The following is a 24858-nucleotide window of genomic DNA, read 5'->3' as shown; positions in this document are numbered from 1 at the left end:
CCACCACGCGACGCGTACCACCTGTGCAGTAACCGGAAGGACCACCATGATCTCCACCCTCCTGTCCCAGTTGCGGCATGGGCCGGACGGTGACGCCACCCCCCGTCTCGCCTACGGCGCCGACTACAACCCGGAGCAGTGGCCGCGCGAGGTGTGGGACGACGACATCCGGCTGATGCGCGAGGCCGGCGTCAACATCGTCTCCGTGGGGATCTTCTCCTGGGCCCGCATCCAACCGGCCCGGGACGAGTGGGACTTCGGCTGGCTCGACGAGATCATGGACCTGCTGCACGCGGGCGGCATCGGCGTCGACCTGGCCTCCGCCACCGCGTCCCCGCCGCCGTGGCTGAGCACGGAGCACCCGGAGATCCTCCCGGTGACCGCCGCCGGCGAGACCCTGTGGCCCGGTGGCCGCCAGCACTGGCGTCCCACCTCGCCCGTCTTCCGCGAGCACGCGCTGCGCCTGGTACGGAAGTTGGCCGAACGCTACGCGGACCACCCCGCGCTGGTGGCGTGGCACGTCTCCAACGAGCTCGGCTGCCACAACGTCTACGACTACTCCGACGACGCGGCCCGCGCCTTCCGCGACTGGCTGCGCGCCCGCTACACCACGATCGACACGCTCAACCAGGCCTGGGGCACGGCGTTCTGGTCCCAGCGGTACAGCGACTGGGAGCAGATACTGCCGCCCCGGCTGGCCGCCTCCTTCCCGAACCCCACCCAGCAACTCGACTTCAAGCGCTTCTCCTCCGACGCGCTCAAGGACCATCTGCGCGCGGAGCGCGACCTGTTGCGCGAGATCACGCCGGACGTGCCGGTCACCACCAACTTCATGGTGATGGGCAACACCAAGGGCATGAACTACGCCGACTGGGCCGCCGAGATCGACTTCGTCTCCAACGACCACTACGTCACGCCCGGTTCGCAGGACCGCGACGAGCTGTCCTTCTCCGCGAACCTCGTCAGCGGCATCTCGGGCGGCCGTCCCTGGTTCCTCATGGAGCACTCCACCAGCGCCGTCAACTGGCAGCCCGTCAACGTGGCCAAGCGCCCGGGTGACCTGGCCCGTGACTCGCTGCTGCACGTCGCGCACGGCGCCGACGCCGTCTGCTACTTCCAGTGGCGCCAGTCGGCGGCCGGCGCCGAGAAGTACCACTCCGCGATGGTCCCGCACGCCGGGGCCGACAGCGAGGTCTTCCGCGCGGTGGCCGAACTCGGCCGCATCCTGCGCACGTTGGCCCCGGTCGCGGGCTCGGACCGCGAGACGGCCCGGGTCGGCATCGTCTTCGACTGGGAGTCCTGGTGGGCGAGCGAGCAGGACTCGCACCCCACCGACCGGCTCGACTACCGCCAGGAAGCGCTCGACTGGTACTCCGCCCTCCTCGACCTCGGCATACGCGCCGACATCGTCACGGCACAGACCGGCCTCGACCGCTACGACGTGGTGATCACGCCCGTGCTGCACATGGTCCCCGCGGCCTTGTCCAAGGAACTCACGCGGTACGTCGAGCAGGGCGGCCATCTGGTCTCCACGTACTTCTCCGGCGTCGTCGACGAGAACGACCACATCTGGCTCGGCGGCTACCCGGGCGCCCTGCGCGACCTTCTTGGCATCCGCATCGAGGAGTTCGGCCCGCTGCTCGACGGCGACACGGTCGAACTGGACCTCGACGGTGCCGCCACGGGCTCCCTGTGGACCGACCGGATCACGGTGACCGACGAGGAGGTGGAGGTGCTGGCCCACTACCGCAGCGGAACGTACGCCGGTCGCCCCGCCGTCACCCGCCGTACGGTGGGCGGGGGTTCGGCCGCGTACGTCTCCACACGACTGGGCCGCGAGGGCCTCGCCGGTCTGCTCCCCGAGTTGCTAGCGCCCGCCGGCGTCGGCAGCGAACTCCCGGACTCCGCAAGGGGACTTGTCGAGCTGACCGTGCGCCGCGACGCCGACAGCCGCTATCTGTTCCTGGTCAACCGGACGGACGGGACAGTGCCGTTGACCGGCCTGTCCGGCGAACTCCTGGTCGGCAGCACGGGCGACGACGGTTTCCCGGTCCTCTCCCCCAGGGACGTCGCAGTGGTACGCCAACCAGCGAACTGACGACGGGTCACGTGAGTTCGAGCAGCCCCCGGCGGACGGCCTCCGACACGGCCGCCGCCCGGTTGTCGACCTTGAACTTGCGGTAGATCCGAACGAGATGGGTCTTGACCGTGGCCTCGCTGAGGAACAACGCCTCGGCGATGGCCCGGTTGCTGCGACCCTCGGCCATCAGCCGTACGACCTCGATCTCGCGCTGGGTCAACTCCTGGGCGGGGCTGACCACTTGGCCGACAAGCTCGCCGACGATCTCCGCCGCGAGCCCGACCGAGCCGGCGGCGGCCGTACGAACCGCCTGGAACAGTTCCTCCGGCGGCCCCGCCTTGAGCACATAGCCGCGGGCGCCCGCCTCCAACGCCCGTACGACATCGGCTCGTCCGGCATAGCTGGTCAGCATCACCACCGCCACACCAGGCGCCCGCACGGCGAGACGACGAACGGCCTCGACGCCGTCGATCCCGCTCCCCGGCCCGGCGAACCGCAGATCCATCAGCGCGACATCGGGCATCAACTGGGCTGCCAGGCGTACGGCTTCCTCACCACTCCCGGCCTCGGCGATCACGTCGAGGTCCGGTTCGCCGTCGAGCAGGGCGCGCAGTCCGGCCCGTACGACGGCGTGGTCGTCCGCGACCAGGAGGCGGAGCGGTGCGGCGGTCACGCGGTGGTCGCCGCGGTGAGGGGTGCGACCGGCTGGACCCGGGGCGGGGCGGACACCGTGGCGCGGACCCTGGTCCCCCGCCCCGGCACGCTCCTCACGTCGAGGTCTCCGCCGCATTCGCGCAGTCGCGCCCTGGCCGCGGGAAGCCCGAAGCCGCGGTCCGCGCGGGCACCGGCCGCGAAGGCCGCGGCGGGGTCGAACCCCAGCCCGTCGTCGCTCACTTCGAGTTCCACCCGGTCCCTGTGCCGTCGGTAGGTGACCAACACGCTTGCCGCGCGGGCGTGTTCGCGTACGTTCGCCAGCGTGCTCTGCGCGACACGGAAGAGGGTGGTGGCCGTGTGCTCGTCGAGTACCGGCTGATGCGCGCCCACAGCGCGGAACTGGACCCGGACTCCGGCGCCTTCGGTCCGCGATCGGGCGCACAGCAGACGCAGTGCGTCCTCCAGGCCCGCCTCGGCGACGGCGGCGGGAGTGAGATCGCGGATGATCCGCCGGGTCTCGGCCAGGTTCGCGCCGAGTCCGTCGGCCACGGCTCGGACCCGGGTGCGTGCCACGTCCGGCCGCTCGTCCCAGTCGCGTTCGGCCACCTGCAACAGCATCACGCTGCCGGCGAGTTCCTGGGCCAGGGTGTCGTGCAGGTCGCGGGCGATACGGGTGCGCTCCGCGAGTACGCCCGCCTGACGCTGTTGCTTGGCGAGGGTGTCCCGTGTGTCCCGGAGCTCCCCCACGAGCCGCTGGCGGACGGCCGCGTCCCGCTGCTGGGTCCGGTAGAGCGCGACGGTCGCCCACACCGCCGCGACGGGGACCAGCGCGACCTCGGGGTCAAAGCCGCCCGTGGACCGGACGAGCGACCCGACGAGTACGACGGTGATCACGGCCACCGCCACCACGGCGGCCCGGCCGCCGAGCACGCGCAGGGCGGCGCAGGCGAGCGGAACGGCGCACCACACGTAGGCAGTTGTCAGCGGCGCCTGGGTGAGGAAGGTCAGCACGGTCCACAGCAGGAGCAGTACGGGGACCCAGGCACGCCGGCCGAACGGCCCGAGCCGGTCCCACCACGTCAGTCCGCCCGCGTACACCAGTGCCAGTGCTCCGCTGAGGCTCACGATGTACCAGCACAACGGAACGTCGACGAGGGCGAGCCGGACGAAGCCCGCCCCGACGACGAGGAACAGCGCGAGATGGGAGACGTGCTCCAGGGTGTGCCGACTGCCGCGAGCGGCCGGCGGAGTGCGAGCGGACACGGCGGATCCCCTTGGGCCACATGATCCGGACAGGGTCCCCGAGTCTATCCGCGACCTGTATGACCAGTGTGAACAGTGGGGCCCGTCACGCCCCCGGGTGCAGCCCCAGCCAGCCCGGCGAGGGATCGCCCTTCACCTCGCCGAAGTAGAGGGCGAAGGTCTGCTTCCAGCGCTCGACCTCCGCACGGTCGGCCATGAAGCGGGGGAAGCCGTCGATGTTCGCGTTCGGGTACTCCCAGAGCGGCTTCAGTCCCGCCGGGAGCGTGGTGTCGGTCCGTACCGACCAGCCGTTGAAGGACGCCCGCTGCTGGGCGTCGGACAGCTGCCAGTTGAGGTAGAGCTTGGCGGCCGTCCCGTTCTTGGCCTGCTTCAGGATCGCGGCGCGCTGGCCCCAGGCCATGAACGGGTGGCCGTCGGGCACGACCCACTTCACGGGATTCGAGGAGACCAGCGTGCCGGCCGTGGAGATGCCGATCGCCTTCTGTCCGGCGTAGACCGCGTCACCCGGGGAATTGCTGCCCCGGGCGAACCGCACGTCCTGTGCGGCGAGCGCGGCCACCCAGTCCCAGCCGTAGCGCTCCGCGTACAGCGTGTAGAGGTAGAGGGACGCGTCGTCGTCGTGCGGGTAGGACGAGGCGATCCTCCCCTTCCACTTGGGGTCGATCAGGTCAAGCGGGGACTTCGGGGCGTCCGCACCGACCGCGTCGACGTCGTACAGGAAGCTGAAACCGACCGCGCCGATGGCGACCCAGGCGCCCTGCGGGTCCTTGAACTTGTCGTAGACCTTCGAGAACCCGGCCGGCCTGTAGGGCAGCAGCCGGCCCTGCTCCTTCCACCGCGTGAAGTCCTGCAGCGTCTGCAGTTGTACGACATCGGGGACCAGGGTGTCGGTCGCGAACTGGTTGTCCACGCGCACGTCGTGGTACTTGCTGTAGTCGACGACCAGCATCAGTTCCATGTCGGGGAAACGCTTCTTGAAGGCCGCCTTGGTGGCGTCCTGCTGGGTCGGCGTGTCACCCCCGGCGTAGACCACCAGCTTGCCGCCCTCGGCCAGGGCGGCCCGGTACAGCTCGTCGAGCGTTCGGGTCTCCTCGGCTGCGGCAGAGCTCCGGGAGGACCGCGCGCCCGAGGCGGCTACGGCGGGCGTGGTCGCGGCACCGAGCACACTCATCCCGAGGGCGGCACCGGCTCCACCGGCAAGGACACGTCGTCTGCTGAGAAAACTGGACACTCTGTGGGGCCTCTCTGAGGGGGGCGTGAAGCCATGAGCCGCGTGGGCGTAAGCCCGGCGCCATGGTCATTCGTGATTCTTCAGCCGCCCGAGGGCCGTTCGCGTCGTCCGAACGGAGCGAGGGGTGTGCGCGAGGTTGAAACGGGGTTCAACCGATCGGTTGAACGGGATGGTGCCGGTCCGTCCATCCAGCCGCACAGCCAACAGCACGTCGAAACCCGGGACTTCCGTCATTGCGGTGCCGGGCGCAGCCCCGTGACAGTGACCGTGACGAGTCGTCGTACCGCCGCTTTGGAGGGCAGGACGCCGGCTGCGGCGAGGGCGTGGAGGCAGTAGGTCGCGAGTTCGTCCGGGGAGACGTCGTCGCGGATGTCGCCGGCCTGTGCGCCCTCGGCCAGGAGTTCTCGGAGGAAGCGGTGGAGGTGCTGCTCGGCGCCGACGACGTGTTCACCCTGGTGCAACAGCGCGCCGAGTTCGGGGCCGTGGCCGTGGCGCCGTTGCTGGATGAAGGCGTACGCCTCAAGTACCGCTCCCAACCGGTCACCCGCGCCGCCGGAGCCGTCCCGGAGGTCGGCGAGTTCCTTGAGATGCCCGGCGATCTGCTGCTCGTGCCACGCCGTCATGATCGACTCGACGTCCGGAAAGTACTTGTACAGCGTGGCCCGGCCGATCCCGCTCTCCTCGGCGATCTTCGACATCGTCACCGAGCGCAGCCCCCGCTCGGTCACCAGCACCGCCGTGGTCTCCAACACCGTGTCGCGTACGGCGCGACGGTGCTCCTCGATGGTCTCGTTCCAGAGCTTCGGCACCGCCTCAGCATACGTCTCGCCACCATCGATACACCATGCATTGACAGCGACACAGTGTCTCGATAAAGCTGTCGGGGCGGTAGACGGCGAGGAGACGGGCGGCACGCCTGCCTGACTGGTCACCTTCACCCGCACCCCGAATCCCCCACTCACCCAGAGCCCCACCCGAACCGAGGAACCGAACCCATGCCCACCTCCGAAGCACACATCCCCACCGACCGCCCCAGCCGGTACCTCGTACAACTCTGCAAGCACTTCGACAACAAGGGCCGCCACCTGAGCCATCGCCCGCGCACCCACACACTCCCGGAACTTCGGCCCGATCAGATCCAGGTCGAGTGGACGGACACCGACGGGACCCTCCGCCTGCCGTGGGGGCAGTGCACCCTGCAGGCCCTCCCCGGCACACTGCGAGTGCACGTCGAGGCCGACGGCCAGGAGAACCTGGAGCGACTTCAGGAACTCGTCGGCACGCACATCGGCAGGTTCAGCAGGCGCGATCCGTTGCGGGTGGAGTGGCAGCCGTCCGGGGCTGCCGTCGACGCGCCCGGCGAGGGAGCAGTTCCGCCGCACCAACCGCCCGGCGGCCGGACCAGGTTCCTCGTCATCGGCGTGGTGGTCGTCGCCGTAGCCCTGCATCTCGCGCTCGGCGGAACCGTCCTGGCCCAGATGTCGTGGACCGGCTGGGTCGTGGCGTTTCTGGTGACGGTCGTCGCGGTGAAGGGGGCTCTCGCGGGCGGCCTCGCCCTGCATCGCCACAGGAGTCGTATCGGATAGGCCACACCGGACAGGCCCGGTCGCGCGCATTCGATACCCCCTGGGGGTATAGTCCTGCGCAGACACACCGGAGAGGGGCAGGTTCATGGGAGCGATCGGGCACGCGTTGTCCATTACCGATTCGATGACCTGGGAGGTCACCTGGGCACTGATCCTCGGGTTCACGCTCTCCGCCGTCGTGCAGGCGGTGGTGCGTCGGTCGACGGTCGTACGGCTGCTCGGTGACGACCGGCCGCGCACGCTCGCCCTGGCCGCCGGGCTCGGCGCGGCCTCGTCCTCCTGCTCGTACGCGGCCGTCGCGCTCGCCCGTTCCCTGTTCCGCAAGGGCGCGAACTTCACCGCGGCCATGGCCTTCGAGATCGCCTCCACCAACCTGGTCGTCGAACTCGGCGTGATCCTGGCCCTGTTGATGGGCTGGCAGTTCACCGCGGCCGAGTTCGTCGGCGGACCGATCATGATCGTCGTCCTCGCGGTGCTGTTCCGTCTCTTCCTGCGCCAGCGGCTGCTGGACCAGGCGCAGGAGCAGGCGGAGCGCGGACTGGCCGGTTCCATGGAGGGGCATGCGGCGATGGACATGTCGATCGGGGGCGAGGGGAGCTTCGTCCGTCGGCTGTTCTCGCGGGACGGGTTCACGTCCGTCGCGCACATCTTCGTGATGGAGTGGGCCGCGATCCTGCGCGACCTGGTGGCAGGACTGTTGATCGCGGGCGCGATCGCCGCCTGGGTGCCGGACAGCTTCTGGCACACGTTCTTCCTCGCGGACCATCCCCTCGCCGCGAAGCTGGTCGGACCGCTCGTCGGACCGTTGGTGGCCGTCGCGACCTTCGTCTGCTCGATCGGCAACGTGCCCCTCGCGGTGGTGCTCTGGAAAGGCGGCATCAGCTTCGGCGGGGTGATCGCCTTCATCTACGCCGACCTGCTGATCCTGCCCATCCTGAACATCTACCGGAAGTACTACGGCGCCCGGATGGCCGGCTTCCTGCTCGTCACCTTCTTCACGGCGATGGCCGTCGCCGGGTACATCGTCGAGTTCGCCTTCGGCGGTCTGGGCCTGATCCCCGACCAGGCCGACGCCAAGATCCCCGACGAGGGCATCACCTGGAACTGCACGACCTGGCTCAACATCGTCTTCCTGCTGCTGGCCGCGAGTCTGCTCGTACGGTTCCTGCGCAGCGGCGGCCCGGCCATGCTGCGGATGATGGGCGGCTCACCGAACCAGGGCGAGCAGGAACACGCACACGAGCACCACGAGGACCACCACTAGGACCCGTCCGGTCGTTCGCGCTGCGAAGCTGCCGTTCGACGGGGTGTTGGTGATTTCGCCAGGCTGACGGATCGGTTCAACGCCGGCGGATCAACCATGTACAGGTCCGGCGCAGTCACATCGCGCTTCTCCCGGACTCCCGACTCCTCATTGCGAGCAGCCGCGCGCCCAAGGAGGACATGGGCTCATGGGGGCCGAACGCCCTGGTGTTCTCTCTGGAGAGCGGCGAGCAGGAGGCCGCTTTCCGGTGCTCCGGTACCCGTCGCGGCGGCGCGTTCCTCACGCGGATCACCCCTCCACGGGCGAGGTAACCAGCGAGCAACCGGAGTGGTCCCGGCCGAGCTGCTCGGCGACACCCGGCTTCGCATCGAGGCCTGATACACCGCACCGAACGGCGCGAGTGTCGACACCTGCTCGATGGGGGCATCGGGCAGCCACCACCGCACATAAGCATCCCTGCACAAAAGGCAGTTGCCCATCCGATCCCGGTCATGAACGATCTCGGATCATGACGACGAGCCCCTCCCATCCCCCTGCCCGCCCGCTCGCCCTGATCACCGGAGTGGGCCGGACCGTCGGCATCGGCGCGGGTATCGCACGTCAACTCGCGGCCTCCGGTTGGGACATCGCCTTCACCTACTGGACTCCTTACGACGAGCGCATGGCCTGGGGCCCCGAGGCCGGCGCGACCCATGCCATCGCCGACACCCTCACCCGACACGGCGCCGCCACCACGGCAGTTGAGGCGGACCTCGCCGACCCGGACACCCCGGCCCGTGTCTTCGACGAGGTCGAACACGACCTGGGCGGTGTCACGGCCCTGGTGATGTGCCACTGCGAGTCCGTCGACTCCGGCCTGCTCGACACCACCGTCGAAAGCTTCGACCGGCACTTCGCGGTCAACGCCCGCGCCACCTGGCTGCTGATCCGCGAGTACGGCCGACGGTTCGCCGCCGCCCCGGGCAGCGGCCGGATCATCGCCCTCACCAGCGATCACACCGTGAACAACCTCCCCTACGGCGCCAGCAAGGGCGCCCTGGATCGCATCACTCTGGCCGCCGCGCACGAACTCGCCCACCTCGGCGTCACCGCCAACGTCATCAACCCGGGGCCGGTGGACACCGGTTGGATGACCGACGAAGACCGCGCGCAGGTGCTCCGGCAAACACCGCTCAGCCGCCTCGGCACCCCGCAGGACACCGCCCACCTCGTCGACTTCCTCTGCTCACCGGAAGGCCAGTGGATCAACGGCCAACTCCTCATGAGCAACGGCGGATTCGCGTAGCACCCGGGCAGCCAATCCCGTGACAACCCCGGACCATCACTCCCCTCAAGGAGGCACCCGCCTCAAGCAGCACGAGCGCAGTCCTCGGCCAGCCGCAAGCTCTGCCCGACCGCGTGCGGGATGTCGTCGACCGGGAACAGCGCGTGCCGTACGGTCCGTTCGGCATCGACGATCAGGATCAGGCGTTTGTGGCGCAGGCGGCCGGCGCCGCGGAAGGTCGGCAGCCGTAGGGCCGCGCCCAGTTGGTGGTGGGCGTCGGAGAGGAGGGGGTACGGGATCCTCTCGGTGCGGGCGAACTCCGCCTGTTCGTCCGGGAGTTGGGTGCTGATGCCGCGTACGTCCACGCCCGCCCCGCGGAAGTCGGGCCAGGCGTCTCGGAAGAGGCGGTTCTCCAGCGTGCAGCCGGCCACTCCGGGGATCGGCTCGTCCCAGTCGACTCCCGTGCCGGGGTAGGTGAACAGCACGGTCGCGGCGGCGTCCGGCGAGACCACGGGCAGGTCGGTGCCTTGTGTGTCGGGGAGTTGGAGGTCTTCGGGCAGGCGGGTGCCGGCCAGGGCGTGCACGCGGGTGTGCTCGGCGCTGTCGGTGTCGGCCGTGGCGGTGAGGCTTCCGTCGCCGAGCACCCATCGGTCGCCCCAGTCCTGCATGGCGACGAGGAGGGGCAGCAGTGCGAGTCCGGCATCGGTGAGCACGTACTCGTAGCGCACCGGGCGTCGCTGGTAGAGGCTGCGGCGCAGGACGCCCTGGGCGACGAGCCGGCCGAGGCGCTCGGTGAGGACGTTGCGGGACAGGCCGATCTCGGCGGCCAGTGCGTCGAAGCGGACGTGTCCGCGTGCAATCTCCCGCAGTACCAGAACGTTCCACCAGTCCCCCAGAACCACGGCGGCCCGGGCGATGCCGCAGGTCTCGTCGGCGTTGTGCATCCTCATGGACCCATAGTAGGTTCTCTTTCAGGACTCACTTTGTTTCTCAGTGGAACTTACCGCCCGCCATCGCGCGGGCCCAGCGTGAGGAGCTGCACCGTGACCGCCATCAGTCGGGTCGTCGCACGGGAGATCATCGACAGTCGGGGCAATCCGACCGTCGAGGTGGACGTGGAACTCAAGGACGGTTCGCTCGGCCGCGCCGCCGTACCGTCGGGCGCCTCCACCGGCGCCCGGGAAGCGGTCGAACTCCGCGACGGCGACCCAACCCGCTTCCATGGCAAGGGAGTTCGGCGCGCTGTCGACGCCGTCAACGAGAGCATCGCGGACGCCGTGATCGGACTCGACGCCGAGAACCAGGCCGCCGTGGACCGGACCATGATCGAACTGGACGGTACGGACAGCAAGTCACGACTCGGCGCCAACGCCCTGCTCGGCGTCTCCCTGGCCACCGCCAAGGCGGCCGCGGCCGCCCACCGACTGCCGCTGTACCGCTACATCGGCGGCGTCGACGCGCGCCTGCTGCCGGTGCCGATGATGAACATCGTCAACGGCGGCGCGCACGCCGACAATCCGCTCGACTTCCAGGAGTTCATGATCGCGCCCATCGGCGCGGCCACCTTCACCGAGGCCGTCCGGATGGGCTCCGAGGTCTTCCACACCCTGCGCCGCGACCTGATCGCCGCCGGCCACAGCGCGAACGTGGGCGACGAGGGCGGCTTCGCCCCCGACCTGCGCACCGCCGATGAGGCCCTCGACTTCGTCGTACACGCCATCGAGAAGACGGGCTACAAGCCCGGCACCGACATCACCCTCGTCATGGACCCGGCCACGTCCGAGTTCTTCCACGACGGCGTCTACGACTACACGGGCGAGGGCGTCCGCCGTACGCCGGCCGAACACGCCGACTACCTCGCGACGTTGGTCGACCGCTACCCCGTCGCGTCGATCGAGGACCCGATGGCCGAGGACGACCACGACGGCTGGCAGGCGCTCACCGCCCGGCTCGGCGAGCGCTGCCAGCTGACCGGCGACGACGTGTTCTGCACCAACGAGACGCTGTTGAGCGCCGGAATCCGGGACGGGATCGCCAACTCGATCCTGGTGAAGGTCAATCAGATCGGCACCCTCACCGAGACCCTGGCCACCGTCGCGACGGCTCACCGCGCCGGCTACACCGTCGTCATGTCCCACCGCTCCGGAGAGACCGAGGACACCACCATCGCCGACCTCGCCGTCGCGACCGGCTGCGGCCAGATCAAGACCGGTTCACTGTCCCGCGCCGACCGCACCGCCAAGTACAACCAACTCATCCGCATCGAGGAGGACTTGGGCACCCAGGCGCGGTACGCGGGACGCGCCGCGCTGGGGCTGCGCCGCTGACAGCCGGGACGACGCGTCGCGGATCTCGTGGGTCCTTACTCCACGTCGGCGCTGCGCGGAAACACGTGACGGGCACACACCGGTCGTTGGCATCGTTTTACCACTGAGCCTCGACGGCGTCGGTCGGTTCATCGCTCAGCTCAAGGGATCAGCACGATCTTTCCGCGTGTGTGACGCTTCTCGAGTTCGGCGAACGCGTCACGGACGCGGTCGAGCGGGTAGGTCGCGGCGATGGGGATCTCGATACGGCCGGAGGCGACGAGGTCGGCCATCTCGGTGAGGACCTCTCGGGTGGAGGCGTCGGCGCTGCCGGCGCTCCTGGTGCCGAGTTCCTGTGCCTTCTGGAACGAGATGATCGTCTCGATCCGGTCCCTGGGAATGCCTAGTTCCACGGCGAGTTGGACGTAGTCGGGGCCGAAGAGGTCGATGAAGGCGTCGATCCCGCCGGGCGCCGCCGCCGTGAGCGCACCGGCGAGCTGGTCACCGTACGGGACCGGGGTCGCGCCGTGGGCGGTGAGCCAGTCGGCGTTGGCGGGCGAGGCGATGCCGAGGACGTGCGCGCCGCGTACGGCGAGGAGTTGGACGACGACGGTACCCACACCGCCGGCGGCGGCCGAGACGGCGACGGTCTCACCGGGCTTGGGGGCCACCGCTTCGACGGCGGCCCACGCGGTGCAGCCGACGACGTAGAGGGACCCGGCCACCTCCCAACTCAGGGCGTCCGGCTTGAGGATGAGCTGCGACACCGGTACGACGACGTGGGTGGCCTGGCTGGAGCGCTGCCAGGAGAAGCCGAGAACCTCGTCGCCGAGGCCGAAGTCGGTGACGCCCTCGCCGAGTTCGGTGACCACGCCGGCGAGGTCGCTGCCCTGGCCGGACGGGAAGGTCGCGGGGAACCGCTCGTGCATCACGCCCGAACGGATTGACGCCTCACCGGGGTTGATGCCCGCCGCACGGACCTCGACGAGGACCTCTCCTGCGGCGGGAACGGGCATCGGCACCTCGGTGACCTGGAGGACATCGCGGTCGCCGTACTGGTCGAAGCGCACTGCTCGTGCTGGTGCGGGGCTCATCAGGTCTCCTTCGTCCGGGGTGTTGGCCCGGGTGCGGGGGATGCGGGTGTGGTGGCGCGGAGCACGGCGAGCGCGCTTGCGAGGTGGCCGAGCGCCGTGTCGGGGAGTGGGCCGGCCAGTCGCGTCGCGAGTTCACGGTCGAATACGGGACCGGCCTCGGTCACCAACTCCCGCCCGGCCGACGTCAGTTCGACGATCGAGGAGCGGCGGTCGGCGGGGTGAGGTCGCCGGGTGCAGTGACCGAGTCTCTCCAGCCGGTCGACGGCCTGACTCGCGCCGCCGACCGTGATCGAGAGGGCGGCGGCTATGTCGTTCACCCGGCAGGAGCCCGCGCGCTCGACGACGAGCATCACGTTCAGACCGCCCAGGGTCACCTCGCACTCCTGCCGGAGGCGGGCGTCGATCCCGTTCCACAGGTCGGTCTCGAAGCGCACCAGGTCGTCGAAGAGTTGCCGCAGGTCCACGGACGGGGTCCTTCCGACTGAGTGCATTAGCTCTAATCATCTTAGCGCTAATGCACTCAGCCGCAACCTGCGGCAGCTCGGCCGCATCGATCCCCGCGTGGTCAGACCTGCGTCGAGTCCTTCCCGTATGACGACTCGGTGACGCGCTCCGGCGCGGCTGCGGACGCGGGACCGCCCTCGCTCAGACCGAACCGCTCGTGGAACTTCCGCAGGAAGCCGGGCGCGTACCAGGCCGAACGGCCGAGCAGGCGCATCGCGGCGGGGACGAGGATGCCGCGTACCGCGACGGCGTCGATGAGGATGGCCAACCCGCTGCCCAGGCCGAACAGTTGCATGAAGCTGAGCTTGGCCGTCCCGAAGGCGAAGAAGCTCACCGCGAGCAGGCAGGCCGCCGCGGTGACGATACGTCCCGTGTGCCCGAGGCCGTTGGTCACGGCGGACTCGTTGTCCTCGCCGAGGTCGTGGAGTTCCTTGATCCGGCTGGTGACGAAGACCTCGTAGTCCATCGAGAGGCCGAAGGCGATGCAGAACATCAGCACCGTCATGGACACATCCATGGGCTGTGCCGTGAAGCCGAGCAGGGAGGAGAGGTGGCCGTCCTGGAAGATCCAGGTCATGACGCCGAGGGTCGCGCCCAGGCTGACCATGTTGAGGACCAGTGCGCGCAGCGGCTGGACGACGCTGCCGGTGAAGAGGAAGAGCAGGAGGAAGGTGGTGAGGGCGACCAGGGCCACGGCGAGCGGGAGCCGGCTGCTGACGGAGTGCTTGGAGTCGACCAGGACGGCGTCAACTCCGCCTACCAGGGGGTGTGTTCCGGCGGGCGGGGCGACCGCCCGCACGTCCCGGACCAGGCTCTGGGCCGCGTCTGACTTCGGTGTCAGGGTGCTCACGACGTTGAGCTGCTGTGCGTCGGGGCGGCCGAGGGCGGTGGTGCCGGGTCCGGTCGCCGCGGGCTGTCCGGCGGCGTAGGTTCCCGTGCTGGTCTCGACGCGGACGACGCCCTCGAGTCCGGACAGTTCGGTCGCGTACGACTGCAGTGGGGCCTTGCTCAGGGGCTTGTCGATGACGATGTGGAGCGCGGAGTCGTCGTTGCCGTTGAACTTCTCGCGCAGTACCGAGGAGACCTGGCGGCTCGTGGCGTCCTCGGGCAGGACGCGTTCGTCCGGGGTGCCGAAGGTGATGCCGAGGAGCGGACTCGCCGCGACCAGCAGGACCGCGAGGACGGGCAGCGCGGTGAGCGCGGGCCGCCGCATGACGGTGGCGGCCAGCCGTCCCCACAGGGGTGCGCGGGTGGCGGAGCGCGCACGGTTCGCCCACGGCAGCCGCCCGCCGTTGACCCGGTGGCCCAGGACGACGAACAGGGCCGGCATGACGAACAGGGTGCTGACGGCCGCGATGACGACGACACCGACACCGGCGTAGCCGAACGAGCGCAGGAAGTACTGCGGGAACACCAGGAGTGCCGCGAGCGCCGCCGCCACGGTCGCGGCGGAGAACGCGACCGTACGGCCCGCGGTGCTCACCGTGCGCCGGACGGCGTCGTCCACGCTCGCCCCCGTCGCGAGCTGCTCCCGGAACCGGCTGACCATCAGCAGGGCGTAGTCGATGCCGAGGCCGAGGCCCAGCGCGGTGGTCAGGTTGATCGCGAAGACGGAGACGTCGGTGACGCTGCCGAGGACGTACAGCTCCGCGAACGTGCCCGCGATGGCGATGGTCCCGATCGCCAGCGGCAGCAGGGCCGCGACCATGCTGCCGAACACGAGCAGGAGCAGGAGCAGGGTGAGCGGCACGGCGATGGACTCGGCCAGGACGAGATCCTCGCCCGACTGTGTGCCCATCGCGCTGGTCACGGCGGCGCCGCCGCCCGCCCGGACCTTGAGTGTCTTCTCGTACGGTCCGGTGTAGGCGTCGATGACGCTCTTGGCGTTCTCGTCCCGCTCGGTGTCGTCACCCTTCACATGGGCGAGCACCATGGCGTCGCGACCGTCCTTGGAGAGGAGGTCCGAACTGCCCGTGTCCCAGTACGAGATGACGTTCTCAAGGTGCTGGTCCTTCTTGAGGTCGGCCACCAGTTCCTGGCCGCTGTGCCGCGCGGCCGGGGCGTCGACGCGCCCTTCGGAAGCACCGACCAGCAGGACCAGATTCGTCTCCCCGCCGAACTTCTGGTCAATGACCTTGGCGGCCCGGGAGGACTGGGAGGCCGGGTCGTCGTAGCCGCCTCCCAGCAACTTGGCGAACGCGCCGGCGCCCAGGACGCCCATGAGGGCCACAGCCACGACGGCGACGACGAGTACCAGCCGGGATCGGCGGATCGCCAGTTCGGCTATGCGTTCAAACACGCCTGTTCTCCTTTGATGTCCATACGGTGAAAGAGGCGCGAAACAGCCGGAGTTGATCAACGGGGCACTCTTCGTCGCCGCGCACGACGTTAGTGAGGAGCAAGAAGATTTGGCAGTGTTAGATTTTCCTCACACCTTGGACCTTCGCGACGTCCAACGGGAGTTGCCGTCGTACGGTCGGGTGCATGCCCGTCGACGAAGACACGACCGCCCCGCTCTCGCTGCGCCAGCGGCGCCGGGCCGCCGCCACCCAGGAGATCGTGGACGCGGCCGAGCGCCACCTCACCGAACACGGGCCTGCCGCCCTGTCGTTGCGAGCGGTCGCCCGCAGCCTCGGCATGACCGTGCAGGCGCTCTACCACTACTTCCCGAGCCGGAACGCCCTCGTCACCGCGCTCGTCACCAAGGCGTACGACGACCTGGCCGATGCCGTGCAGACCGCCGTCGACACCCCGCCGGACGAGGCGGACCTGCCCCGCCTGGTGATCGCGACCGAGGGCTACCGCCGCTGGGCCATCGCCCACCCCGAGCGCTTCCAACTCCTCTACGGAACACCGCTGCGGGACTACGCCGCCCCGACCGACGGCCCGACCACCCAGGCCTCGCGCCGGATGAGCGAGATCTTCGAGCGCGAGCTGTTCGAGGGCTTCAGCTCGGAGCAACTCGCCGCGGCCGACATACCCGTGCTTTCACCGCCGCTCCAGGCGTACTTGGAGCAGCTGCCGCACTACGGCCACGGATACCTGCCCTCCCCCGCGACCGCTCTGCTGATGAGCGCGTGGGGGCACCTGCACGGCCTTGTCGCCCTGGAGGTGTTCGGGCACACCTCCTTCCTCGGTGAGCATCAGGCCGAGCTCTTCCGCATGGGCATGCGGAACCTGCTGGCGGACATCCACCGCCGCATCCCCGAGCACGTGAGCCCGCCGTCGTCCTAGGTTCACAGGCAAGGGGACTGCCGCGCGCGGGTTGCTTGCAGCCTGCGCTGACGTCGCACTAGCTTGCCGACGTGGATCTCTTCTCACGCTCTTGGACGGCGCTGCTCGCGGCGGTGGCGGACCTCTCGGACGAGGACTTCGCGCGGCCGTCGGGCTGTGCCGGGTGGCTGGTGCGGGACCTGGTCTGTCATCTGGTCATCGACGCCCAGGACGTCCTGATCACCCTCGTGACGCCCGCCGACACACCACCGACCCGCGACGCGGTGACCTACTGGGCCGTCAGCCGGACACCGCCCACCGGCGACGACCCGCTCGACGCGCTGGTCGTCCGGCTGGCCGCCGCGTACGGGGAGCCCCGGCTGCTGAAGTTCCATCTGGACGACGTCGGTTCGGCCGCGGGCCGCGCGGCCCGGCTCGCCGATCCCGGCCTGCGGGTGAACACGCAGGACGAGGTCCTCACCGCGGGCGACTACATCTCCGCGTACGTCCTGGAGTGGACCCTGCACCATCTCGACCTGGTCGCACACCTCCCGGACGCGGCGGGGCCTTCGGCGGAAGTGCTGGCCGGGGCCCGCGAGTTGCTGGAGAAGATCGCCGGGACCGCGTTCCCGTCATCGTTCTCCGATACGGATGCCCTGCTCGTGGGCACCAGGCGACGCGCTCCGAGCGACAGGGAGACGGCTCAACTGGGCGTGCTGTGCACCACGTTGCCGCTCATCCTCGGATAGCCCTCCGGTTCGACCGACCCTCTTCGCGGTACTGCCCCTCGGCAACTCGGGCTGGGATCACCCGAGTTGCCGAGGTATGGCGAGCGGCCTCAACACTCAGATCGCGGCGGCCGCGGCGCGGCCCGCCTGGCGGCCGGAGAACAGGCAGCCGCCGAGGAAGGTGCCCTCCATCGAGCGGTAGCCGTGGACTCCCCCGCCGCCGAAGCCGGACACCTCACCGGCCGCGTACAGACCGGGGATTGGCGTACCGGTGGCGTCCAGGACCCGGCCCGAGAGGTCGGTCTGCAGGCCGCCGAGGGTCTTGCGGGTGAGGATGTTGAGGCGGACGGCGATCAGGGGTCCGGCGCTCGGGTCGAGGATCTTGTGGATCGCGGCCGTGCGGCTGAGTGAATCCCCGGTGTAGGAAAGGGCGTTGCGGATGCCCATCACCTGGGCGTCCTTCGAGTACGGGTTGTCGATCTCCCGGTCCCGGGCCTCGATCTGCCGCTGGAGGTCCGCCAGTTTGATGAGGCCGTCGCCGGTGACCTTGTTCATGCCGAGGACCAGTTCGGAGAGGCTGGAGGCGGTGACGAAGTCGACCCCGTTCTTCCTGAACTTCTCGATCGGCTCCGGCGTCTGCCAGATGCGCGAAAGGAGCATCAGGATGTCCTTGTTGGTGAGGTCCGGGTTCTGCTCGGAACCGGAGAGCGCGAACTCCTTCGCGATGATCTTGCTCGTGGTGACGAACCACGAGTAGTCGTAACCGCTGGCGGTGATCGAGCCCAGGGTGTGGAGAGTGTCGTAGCCCGGCATGTCGGGGGCGGAGAACCGCTTGCCGGTGGCGTCGAACCACATCGACGACGGTCCCGGGAGGATGCGGATGCCGTGGTTGGGCCAGATCGGGTCGTAGTTCCTGAGGCCCTCGGTGTAGTGCCACATCCGGTCGGGGTTGACGATACGGCCGCCCGCCGCCGAGGTGATCCCGAGCATCCGGCCGTCCACGTAGGCCGGCACTCCGGTGATCATGGTCTTGGGCGGGGTGCCGAGCCGGGCCGGCCAGTTCTGGCGTACGAGATCGTGGTTGGCGCCTATGCCGCCCGAGGTCACGATCACCACAGGGGCGTTGAGTTCGAAGTCGCCCACCACCGTACGGGAGGTGGCCTTGCCGCGCTGGGCGGTGCTGGGTTCGAGGATCGCGCCGCGCACGCCGGTCACGGCACCGCCGGTGCGGACGATCTCGTCGACGCGGTGCCGGAACTTGAAGGTCACCTTGCCGCTGGCGACCCCGGCCCGCACCTGCTTCTCGAACGGCTCGACCACGGCCGGGCCGGTGCCCCAGGTGACGTGGAAGCGGGGCACCGAGTTGCCGTGTCCGTCCGCGAGGCCGCCGCCGCGCTCGGCCCAGCCGACGATCGGGAACCAGCGGATGCCGAGGCCGTAGAGCCAGGACCGCTTCTCCCCGGCCGCGAAGTCCACATACGCTTCAGCCCACTTGTGGGCCCAGTAGTCCTGGCCGGTCGGGTCGTCGATGCCGCGGTCGAAGCCGGCCGTGCCCAACCAGTCCTGCCACGCCAGCTCTTGGGAGTCCTTGATGCCCATGAGCCGCTGCTCGTCGGAGTCGATCAGGAACAGTCCGCCGAAGGACCAGAAGGCCTGGCCGCCGAGGTTGGACTCGGGTTCCTGGTCCAGGAGCAGCACCTTCTTTCCTGCGGCGACCAGTTCGGCGGTCGCGACGAGACCGGCGAGGCCGTGGCCGACGACGATGGCGTCCGCGTCCGAGGTGCCGGCCGCGAACGCCGGTACGGCATGCGCCGCGAGAGCGGCGCCGGCGGCGACACCGCCGGCCACCGTCAGGGCTCTTCGTCTGCTGATCGTTGTGGGGGCCGAGTTCTCCATGGGGTGCCTTCCGGATGAGATACGGGAGGTGCGGGAGGTGTGTCCGACACGTGGAACGTGCCGCGACACCTCTGTTGTTACCGCCGGTAGCACCCAAAGAAACCAAGCTGTGTCAGCCGTGTTGCGGGAGTCGGGTTCAGGACCGGGTGAGTGGGGTTCAAGACAGGTCGAGCGGGCCGTCACGGTCGATGAAGCGGCCCGACCTGGCGCCGGGTTCCTCGGTCGCGAGCCGGACGATCGCGTCGGTTCCCTCGGTGACGGTCTGGGGGCCGCTGTGGCCGTTGAGGTCGGTCGCCGTGTAGCCGGGATCGGCGGCGTTGACGCGAACGTCCTTGAACGCCTTGGCGTATTGGGTGGTCAGCATGGTGAGCGCCGCCTTGGAGGCGGTGTAGAGCGGCGCGACGACGGAGGACTCGATCCGCGACGGGTCGTGGGTGATGGCGAGCGAGCCCATGCCGCTGCTGACGTTGATGACGACCGGGTCGGGCGAGCGGCGCAGCAGCGGGAGGAACGCGGTGATCGTCCGGACCACACCGAAGACGTTGACGTCGAAGACGCCGAGCGCGTCCGCGCCGGTCAGGTCGGCGGGATCGCCGTGCGGGCCGTGTACACCGGCGTTGTTGATCAGGACGTCCACGACGCCTTCGTGTGCGGCGACATCGGCCGCAGCGGCGGTGACGGAGGCGTCGTCGGTGACGTCGATACGGACGAACCGAGCACCGAGTGCGGCGGCGGCCTCCGCGCCCCGTTCCTGGTCGCGGGCTCCGACGATCACGGTGTGGCCGAGGGCGAGGAGGCGGCGGGCGGTCTCGTGGCCGAGGCCCTTGTTGGCTCCGGTGATGAACGTGGTGGTCATGCGTCGATCGTGCCCACCGCGCGAGTGCGCTGCCAGGGACGCTTCGACCGTAGGAACGGCATTACCAGGATCGGGAGTTGGGGGAGGATGGAGGACATGGCGACGAACGAGGGGCTGGAACTGGGACTGAGGTCGGGGCTGGGATTGGGATTGGGTGCGACGATTCGTGCCTGGCGGGAGCGGTTGTCCCCGTCGGCCGTGGGGCTGCCGTCCGGTCGGTCCCGGCGCGCGACCGGTCTGCGCCGCGAGGAACTCGCCGAACGTGCCGGGGTGTCGGTGGACTACGTGGTGCGGCTGGAGCAGGGGCGGTCCACGGCGCCCTCCGCCCAGGTCGTCGCCTCGCTCGCCGATGCCCTCCAACTGACCGCCGTAGAACGGGAGCACCTCTACCGCATGGCCGGGCTGGTCCCGCCGAACGACGAGCCGATCCCCGATCACCTGCCGTCAGGGGTGCACCGCGTGTTGAAGCGGCTCGGGGACGTCGCCGTCGCCGTGTTCGCCGCCGACTGGCAGCTGATCTGGTGGAACCCCGGGTGGGCGGCGCTGCTCGGCGACCCGTCGAACAAGCCGCCGGAGCAGCGCAACTTCGCGCGCGAGCGGTTTCCGGTCGGTTCCGGCGACGACGTGCGTGACGTACGCATCGCCTCATGGCCGGTGCTGGTGACGAACGGTGACGCCTCGGACCTCGCGATCGTGTCCGACCTGCGCCGTGCCACGGGCCGCTTCCCGCACGACGTCCGCCTGGCGGAGCTGATCCGTCAACTCACCGCGGGCAACGCGACGTTCGCCCGGCTGTGGGCGAGCGGCACGGTGGCCGCACATCGCGAGGACCGCAAGACGGTCGAGCATCCCGAGGTCGGACCCGTGGACGTGGACTGCGATGTCCTGACGGACGGCGATTCAGACCTGAAGATCGTCATCTTGACGGCAGCGCCCGGCAGTTCGGACGAGGCCGGGTTGCGGCGGGCGATGGCCGGTGACGGCTTGCGCGCACCCAGCTTCTGAGCGGGTCAGTGCTTGGCGAACTGGACCCGCGTGGGCTGCGTGACGTTCGCTCGCACCGCGAGTGCGGAGACGGTGAGTTGTTCGCCGTAGATGTCGGTGAGCCTGAGTGCGTCGCCGCAGCCGCTGCCGTCTTCTGAGATGAAGTAGTTGTAGTCGGTGCGCTGCAACTGACGCCAGCCGCTGGCCGTGCGAACTTCGAGGCGGGCCAGGGGATTTCGGTGGCCGATCGCCTGAATGCCGCACCAGTAGCGGGTGGAACCGGTCTTGTAGCGGATCGAGATCGTGTCCGAGGTGCTGGGGCTCGCCAGGTTCCAGGTGATCGGGATCCGGCCGGCCGAAGGGGCGGCGAGTTTGGCGAAGGCCTGTGCGCTGAGGTCGATCTGGCCGGGTGCGCAGTCCCCCGGGCATTCGTTGGTGATGCGGACCGTGATCGTCGCGCCGTTGGACGCGTGAACGAGCACGTACGCCCCGCACGCCTTGGACGACTCGTAGTCCGCGGTGTTCATCGCGCCGGTCATGACGTCGCCGCTCGGGTCGTACAGGCAGGCGCCGCCGCCGTCCGCGTCGTAGAAGGTGGCGACTCCTCGGTAGGTGACGCCGGGGCGGATGCGTCCGGCCAACGACGCGGTGCCGGACGCCTGTTGGCCGGTCTTCGTGGCCGACGATGCGGCGGGCGTGGTGGCCGCGCGGGCGGTCGGTGTCGCCGACGGCTTCTTCGATGCGGCGGTTGCCCGCGCGGAGGCGGTCGAAGTGCCGGTCGCGGACGGCGAGTTGGCCGGACTGGCGCTGGTCGCGGAGGGCTCGGTCGCGGCGCTTCCCGCCTCGGCCTTCACATCCTCGTCGTTCTTGTGACCGGGCAGGAGCACCAGGGCCAGAGAGACGACGATGAGTACCGCGGCCGCCGACAGGAACAGCCACCGCTTGGACACCGGACCTCCTAGATGGCCGCCACCCGTTGCTCGGAGGGAGGGAGGCAGCGATCGTGCCAGCCTCGGAGGGACGGCGGCAAGCCCTTTCTCCGGGAGCGTAGTTGGGGACAGATGTCGCGTCGCCGTGCTGACGGGGCTCCTGGTGTGTCCCGACCCCACTTCCGGTCGCGCCATCGAAACCGCCGGCCTGAAGGTCAGTTACGGACGCTCGAACCCGTCGGCCCGGCTCCAACGGAGCGTGGTGTCCCTCCCGAAGACAACCTGCTGCCCGTCATCGGAGACGGAGGCCCGTTCCCAACCGTCGAAGTCCTTCGTGACGTTGACGCTCCACTCGGCCAGGCTGCCGGTACCCACGGCCGCGATGGACTCGGTCGGCGGTTCACCGTCGTAGCAGTAGGAGCCGAAGTCGGCGATTGCCGCGACGGTTCCGTTCTTGGTGCGCAGTTCAATGCCCTGGCATGCGTCGGTCTTCGTCCGGTAGATGACTTTAGGTTCGGTCCATGCCTTCGCCCGGGGACTGTAGTGCTGCTCGACGAGCCCCTTGCCGCGCAGGTAGTGCAGGGCCACCCGGCGTCCGTCGTCGAGTTTCACCTCGGCGTTGTACGGGCTGGGGCTGCCACTCCAGGGGAGGTCGCTCTTCTCCAACTCGGCTGCGTACACGGAGGAATCCGGCGAGGCGCTCACGGAAGGGGCGTTCATCGCCGGGTCCTGGTGAGCGCCGCATGCCGCCGCAGCGATCACCACCGACACCGCCGCCGTCGCCCTGACCAGCATCTGAATGCCGGGCCTGTGCATACACGCCTCCCGTCGCCCTTCCTCAGCGCAGCATAAGCACGATCTAGCTGTCCATGGTGGGGTGTCGGTTGCTCAGCAGGTCCCTCGCGGCCTGGAGTGCGTCGAATCGGAGGGCCTCGAAGGACACGGTCCGGTCGTCGTCCCGGTCGGCGAGTGAGATCGCGCAGTCGACGATCGGCTGGAGTGTGTCCGGGTAGTCGAGCGCCTCAGCGACCTCGGTCCAGATCAGCTCGGCGCCGGTGGCCGGATCGAGGCTGCCGTCGGAGATCTGCTCGGCCAGCCAGTGGGCGTGGGCCCATTTCGCGGCCGTAGGGTCTGCTGGTGGTTCGAAGGACAGCCCCAGTTCGTCGAGTACTTGGCCAAAGAGCTCAGGTGCTTCGGGCTCGTCTTTCCGCGCGAGGCCTGCCAGGAGGGGGAGGGAAGGGCTGTCGACATCCGCGAGGAGTGCGTCCAAGCCCGCCCGAATGAGCTGGTCGGACCCCACGTGGCAGCCGAAGGCGCGAGACCTGGCGAGTCGCCCGAGCTGCGCCATGGCCTCTTCCCCGGTCATGTCCTCGGACTCCGTTCACCTGGTGGGAGGCCGATCGTGTCACGACCGGGTCGCCGTTCCGCCACCGGTTTTCAGGGTGCCCGCACCGGCGTCCAGCTGGTCGGGGCGTCAGAAGGACACGCCGTCGCCGTGGCCGACGTCCAGCCGATTCATGGTGTGGTCGGCGGCATGGTCCAGATACGCCGCTCAGCGCTGAGTGGGTCGTCGAGGGCCTGCGGGACGGTGTCCCAAGTCATCGTCGTGCGGCGCTTGTTGGTGTAGCGGGGCCAGTTGGGGCCCGGGTCCAGGTCGCGGACGAAGGCGACCCAGGCGCCGTGCATCGCGTCCGCGAGGGACTGGGGTGGATGCGGGCCTGTCGCGGCCGTGACGCGCTCGGCGTTCAGGAGGTCGAAGGCGAAGGGGATTTCGGTGCAGTGGGCGGCGCTGCCCCAGGTGAAGTGGTAGAGCCAGGTGGGGAGTTCGTGGTGTGCGTGGGACTCTGCGAGGGCGAGGGACGGGCCGCGGAAGATGGCGTCGGTGAGGGCTTGGCCCATGCGTAGCGCCGGGTCCGCCCTGTCTTGGAGAGCTGTGTACATGGTCACGGCATCGGGCCCCAGGCCGTGACCGGTCAGCATGGCTTCAACTGCCGCTACCGGCGCGGGTATTGGCGTGGTCCCGGGCGGTGGGTAGAACTCGCGCCGGGTGAAGCCGAGCAGGAGTGGTACCGGGGCCGCGCTGCCGTCGGCGAAGGCATCGGGGACGGGGACCGGGATCAACTCCCCGTCCGCGAAAGGCGCCGGCGTCAGGCCTGCCTCAGGTGTGGCCAAGGCGTCCTGAAGGGCTAGCAGTTCGTCGCCGGTGAGGTCGCGGAGGGCGGAGGCGAGGGCGGGGACGCCGGTGCGTTCCGTCAGGCGGGCCGAGTCGGCGAGGGCGTCGCGGCGGTGCTGCGGGGACTTGACGGCGCCGGACTGGGAGATCGCCGCGCGGAAGAGCCCGTGCGCGGACGGGGTCGCCATCAGGGTCTGCGCGGCACCGCCTCCCGCCGACTGACCGGCGATGGTGACTTTCCCGGGGTCGCCGCCGAACGCGTCGATGTTGTCGCGTACCCAGGTCAGCGCGGCGATCCAGTCGAGCACGGCGCGGTTGTCGGGGGCGTCGTCGAGGTGGAGGAAGCCCTCGATGCCGAGCCGGTAGCCGATGGACACGAGGACGATGCCGTCGCGGGCGAAGGCGGAGCCGTCGTACCAGGGACTGGCGGCGGAACCGGCGACGTAGCCGCCGCCGTGGATCCAGACGAGGACCGGCAGGTCGGCGCCCGGGTGCGGGTCCGGGGTGAAGACGTTGAGGTTCAGCACCCCGTCGCCCGGTATCGACGGCTCGGGGATGGTGGTGGGGCCGTCCAGGATGAAAGGGCGGCGTTGCGCGGTGGGCCCGTACCGGGTCGCGTCGAGCGGTTCGGTCCACGGCTTGGTCGGAACGGGGGCGGCGAAGCGGAGTTCGCCGACGGGGGCCTCGGCGTAGGGGATGCCGAGGAAACGGGCTGTGGAGTGCTGCCACGTCCCGAGGACGGGGCCCTGGGACGTGACAGCGAGTACGGACTGGGGCACGGAGCAACTTCCTTGTGGAGGTGGGAGGTTCGGGTTGTGGCGGGGGGGCCGGGT

22 protein-coding genes are annotated in these 24858 nt (G+C 69.6%); 8 read left to right on the top strand and 14 right to left on the bottom strand.

Annotated elements, in window-relative coordinates:
- Window positions 1-46: 46 nt before the first annotated feature.
- Window positions 47-2098: a beta-galactosidase gene (locus ACFWP5_RS42420; RefSeq protein ID WP_384169795.1), complete on the top strand. Its 2052-nt coding sequence runs from the start codon at window positions 47-49 to the stop codon at window positions 2096-2098.
- A 7-nt stretch (window positions 2099-2105) separates the two neighbouring features.
- On the opposite strand, the gene ACFWP5_RS42415 is transcribed toward ACFWP5_RS42420, so the two are convergent.
- The 4 genes from ACFWP5_RS42415 to ACFWP5_RS42400 all read right to left on the bottom strand — a co-directional run bounded on the left by ACFWP5_RS42415 (window position 2106) and on the right by ACFWP5_RS42400 (window position 6037).
- Window positions 2106-2753 (bottom strand): response regulator, encoded by a 648-nt coding sequence (locus ACFWP5_RS42415; protein ID WP_384169793.1) that lies wholly within the window; start codon window positions 2751-2753, stop codon window positions 2106-2108.
- Entirely contained in the window at window positions 2750-3997 is a 1248-nt protein-coding gene (locus ACFWP5_RS42410) for a sensor histidine kinase (RefSeq protein ID WP_384169791.1), read from the bottom strand. Before ACFWP5_RS42410 ends, ACFWP5_RS42415 begins: the two co-directional genes overlap by 4 nt.
- An 85-nt stretch (window positions 3998-4082) precedes the next feature.
- A complete protein-coding gene (locus tag ACFWP5_RS42405; protein ID WP_384169789.1) occupies window positions 4083-5228 on the bottom strand; it encodes an ABC transporter substrate-binding protein in 1146 nt (381 codons plus the stop codon).
- Between the two features lie 230 nt (window positions 5229-5458).
- Complete coding sequence (locus ACFWP5_RS42400) at window positions 5459-6037, bottom strand: TetR/AcrR family transcriptional regulator (RefSeq protein ID WP_384169787.1); 579 nt, start codon at window positions 6035-6037, stop codon at window positions 5459-5461.
- 186 nt (window positions 6038-6223) lie between these two features.
- Here ACFWP5_RS42400 and ACFWP5_RS42395 point away from each other — a divergent pair, with 186 nt between their 5' ends.
- From ACFWP5_RS42395 to ACFWP5_RS42385, 3 genes are all read left to right on the top strand, one after another.
- A complete protein-coding gene (locus tag ACFWP5_RS42395; protein ID WP_384169785.1) occupies window positions 6224-6814 on the top strand; it encodes a DUF2218 domain-containing protein in 591 nt (196 codons plus the stop codon).
- A gap of 85 nt (window positions 6815-6899) precedes the next feature.
- Window positions 6900-8078, top strand: coding sequence for a permease (locus ACFWP5_RS42390; protein WP_384169783.1), 1179 nt, complete (start codon window positions 6900-6902; stop codon window positions 8076-8078).
- 508 nt (window positions 8079-8586) lie between these two features.
- Window positions 8587-9363, top strand: coding sequence for an SDR family oxidoreductase (locus ACFWP5_RS42385; protein ID WP_384169781.1), 777 nt, complete (start codon window positions 8587-8589; stop codon window positions 9361-9363).
- 62 nt (window positions 9364-9425) lie between these two features.
- On the opposite strand, the gene ACFWP5_RS42380 is transcribed toward ACFWP5_RS42385, so the two are convergent.
- Entirely contained in the window at window positions 9426-10292 is an 867-nt protein-coding gene (locus tag ACFWP5_RS42380; RefSeq protein WP_384169779.1) for a winged helix-turn-helix transcriptional regulator, read from the bottom strand.
- Window positions 10293-10385: 93 nt separating this feature from the next.
- Here ACFWP5_RS42380 and eno point away from each other — a divergent pair, with 93 nt between their 5' ends.
- Window positions 10386-11669: a phosphopyruvate hydratase gene (gene eno, locus ACFWP5_RS42375; protein ID WP_384169777.1), complete on the top strand. Its 1284-nt coding sequence runs from the start codon at window positions 10386-10388 to the stop codon at window positions 11667-11669.
- 140 nt (window positions 11670-11809) lie between these two features.
- Here eno and ACFWP5_RS42370 read toward each other — a convergent pair whose 3' ends face one another.
- The 3 genes from ACFWP5_RS42370 to ACFWP5_RS42360 all read right to left on the bottom strand — a co-directional run bounded on the left by ACFWP5_RS42370 (window position 11810) and on the right by ACFWP5_RS42360 (window position 15545).
- Entirely contained in the window at window positions 11810-12742 is a 933-nt protein-coding gene (locus ACFWP5_RS42370; RefSeq protein WP_384169774.1) for an NADP-dependent oxidoreductase, read from the bottom strand.
- The gene (locus tag ACFWP5_RS42365) at window positions 12742-13206 is read right to left on the bottom strand and encodes a MarR family winged helix-turn-helix transcriptional regulator (RefSeq protein ID WP_384169772.1); all 465 of its coding nucleotides are present in this window, start codon (window positions 13204-13206) and stop codon (window positions 12742-12744) included. The genes ACFWP5_RS42370 and ACFWP5_RS42365 overlap by 1 nt, the downstream gene beginning before the upstream one ends.
- 101 nt (window positions 13207-13307) lie before the next feature.
- Window positions 13308-15545 (bottom strand): MMPL family transporter, encoded by a 2238-nt coding sequence (locus tag ACFWP5_RS42360; protein ID WP_384169770.1) that lies wholly within the window; start codon window positions 15543-15545, stop codon window positions 13308-13310.
- 185 nt (window positions 15546-15730) lie between these two features.
- Between ACFWP5_RS42360 and ACFWP5_RS42355 the strand changes: the two genes are divergently transcribed.
- Complete coding sequence (locus ACFWP5_RS42355; protein WP_384169768.1) at window positions 15731-16480, top strand: TetR/AcrR family transcriptional regulator; 750 nt, start codon at window positions 15731-15733, stop codon at window positions 16478-16480.
- A 71-nt stretch (window positions 16481-16551) separates the two neighbouring features.
- Entirely contained in the window at window positions 16552-17208 is a 657-nt protein-coding gene (locus ACFWP5_RS42350; RefSeq protein WP_384169765.1) for a maleylpyruvate isomerase N-terminal domain-containing protein, read from the top strand.
- A gap of 96 nt (window positions 17209-17304) precedes the next feature.
- Here the strand turns inward: ACFWP5_RS42350 and ACFWP5_RS42345 are convergent, their stop codons facing one another.
- Together ACFWP5_RS42345 and ACFWP5_RS42340 are read right to left on the bottom strand one after the other, a co-directional pair.
- A complete protein-coding gene (locus ACFWP5_RS42345; RefSeq protein WP_384169763.1) occupies window positions 17305-19083 on the bottom strand; it encodes an FAD-binding dehydrogenase in 1779 nt (592 codons plus the stop codon).
- A 157-nt stretch (window positions 19084-19240) separates the two neighbouring features.
- A complete protein-coding gene (locus tag ACFWP5_RS42340; protein WP_384169761.1) occupies window positions 19241-19939 on the bottom strand; it encodes an SDR family NAD(P)-dependent oxidoreductase in 699 nt (232 codons plus the stop codon).
- A gap of 87 nt (window positions 19940-20026) precedes the next feature.
- Between ACFWP5_RS42340 and ACFWP5_RS42335 the strand changes: the two genes are divergently transcribed.
- Complete coding sequence (locus ACFWP5_RS42335; protein WP_384169759.1) at window positions 20027-20944, top strand: helix-turn-helix transcriptional regulator; 918 nt, start codon at window positions 20027-20029, stop codon at window positions 20942-20944.
- 5 nt (window positions 20945-20949) lie between these two features.
- Here ACFWP5_RS42335 and ACFWP5_RS42330 read toward each other — a convergent pair whose 3' ends face one another.
- From ACFWP5_RS42330 to ACFWP5_RS42315, 4 genes are all read right to left on the bottom strand, one after another.
- Window positions 20950-21873, bottom strand: a complete 924-nt coding sequence (locus tag ACFWP5_RS42330) for an expansin EXLX1 family cellulose-binding protein (RefSeq protein ID WP_384169757.1) — start codon at window positions 21871-21873, stop codon at window positions 20950-20952.
- Between the two features lie 198 nt (window positions 21874-22071).
- Entirely contained in the window at window positions 22072-22668 is a 597-nt protein-coding gene (locus ACFWP5_RS42325) for a hypothetical protein (RefSeq protein WP_384169755.1), read from the bottom strand.
- A gap of 43 nt (window positions 22669-22711) precedes the next feature.
- On the bottom strand, window positions 22712-23218 hold the full coding sequence (locus ACFWP5_RS42320; protein WP_384169753.1) for a hypothetical protein: 507 nt from the start codon (window positions 23216-23218) through the stop codon (window positions 22712-22714).
- A 149-nt stretch (window positions 23219-23367) separates the two neighbouring features.
- Window positions 23368-24804, bottom strand: a complete 1437-nt coding sequence (locus ACFWP5_RS42315; protein WP_384169751.1) for a carboxylesterase/lipase family protein — start codon at window positions 24802-24804, stop codon at window positions 23368-23370.
- Window positions 24805-24858 lie beyond the last annotated feature (54 nt).

This window comes from Streptomyces sp. NPDC058469 (assembly GCF_042721125.1).
Taxonomy (GTDB): Bacteria; Actinomycetota; Actinomycetes; order Streptomycetales; family Streptomycetaceae; genus Streptomyces.
Note: the sequence above shows the minus strand (reverse complement) of the source record. Positions and strands in the feature narration are given on the sequence as shown.

Excerpts from the sequence above, each read along its gene's own strand:
- ACFWP5_RS42420 (WP_384169795.1), top strand. The coding sequence starts at position 47 with ATGATCTCCACCCTCCTGTCCCAGTTGCGGCATGGGCCGGACGGTGAC.
- ACFWP5_RS42385 (WP_384169781.1), top strand. The coding sequence starts at position 8,587 with ATGACGACGAGCCCCTCCCATCCCCCTGCCCGCCCGCTCGCCCTGATC.
- ACFWP5_RS42395 (WP_384169785.1), top strand. The coding sequence starts at position 6,224 with ATGCCCACCTCCGAAGCACACATCCCCACCGACCGCCCCAGCCGGTAC.
- ACFWP5_RS42325 (WP_384169755.1), bottom strand. The coding sequence starts at position 22,668 with ATGCACAGGCCCGGCATTCAGATGCTGGTCAGGGCGACGGCGGCGGTG.
- ACFWP5_RS42320 (WP_384169753.1), bottom strand. The coding sequence starts at position 23,218 with ATGACCGGGGAAGAGGCCATGGCGCAGCTCGGGCGACTCGCCAGGTCT.
- ACFWP5_RS42340 (WP_384169761.1), bottom strand. The coding sequence starts at position 19,939 with ATGACCACCACGTTCATCACCGGAGCCAACAAGGGCCTCGGCCACGAG.
- ACFWP5_RS42355 (WP_384169768.1), top strand. The coding sequence starts at position 15,731 with ATGCCCGTCGACGAAGACACGACCGCCCCGCTCTCGCTGCGCCAGCGG.
- ACFWP5_RS42335 (WP_384169759.1), top strand. The coding sequence starts at position 20,027 with ATGGAGGACATGGCGACGAACGAGGGGCTGGAACTGGGACTGAGGTCG.
- ACFWP5_RS42380 (WP_384169779.1), bottom strand. The coding sequence starts at position 10,292 with ATGAGGATGCACAACGCCGACGAGACCTGCGGCATCGCCCGGGCCGCC.
- ACFWP5_RS42345 (WP_384169763.1), bottom strand. The coding sequence starts at position 19,083 with ATGGAGAACTCGGCCCCCACAACGATCAGCAGACGAAGAGCCCTGACG.
- ACFWP5_RS42370 (WP_384169774.1), bottom strand. The coding sequence starts at position 12,742 with ATGAGCCCCGCACCAGCACGAGCAGTGCGCTTCGACCAGTACGGCGAC.
- ACFWP5_RS42390 (WP_384169783.1), top strand. The coding sequence starts at position 6,900 with ATGGGAGCGATCGGGCACGCGTTGTCCATTACCGATTCGATGACCTGG.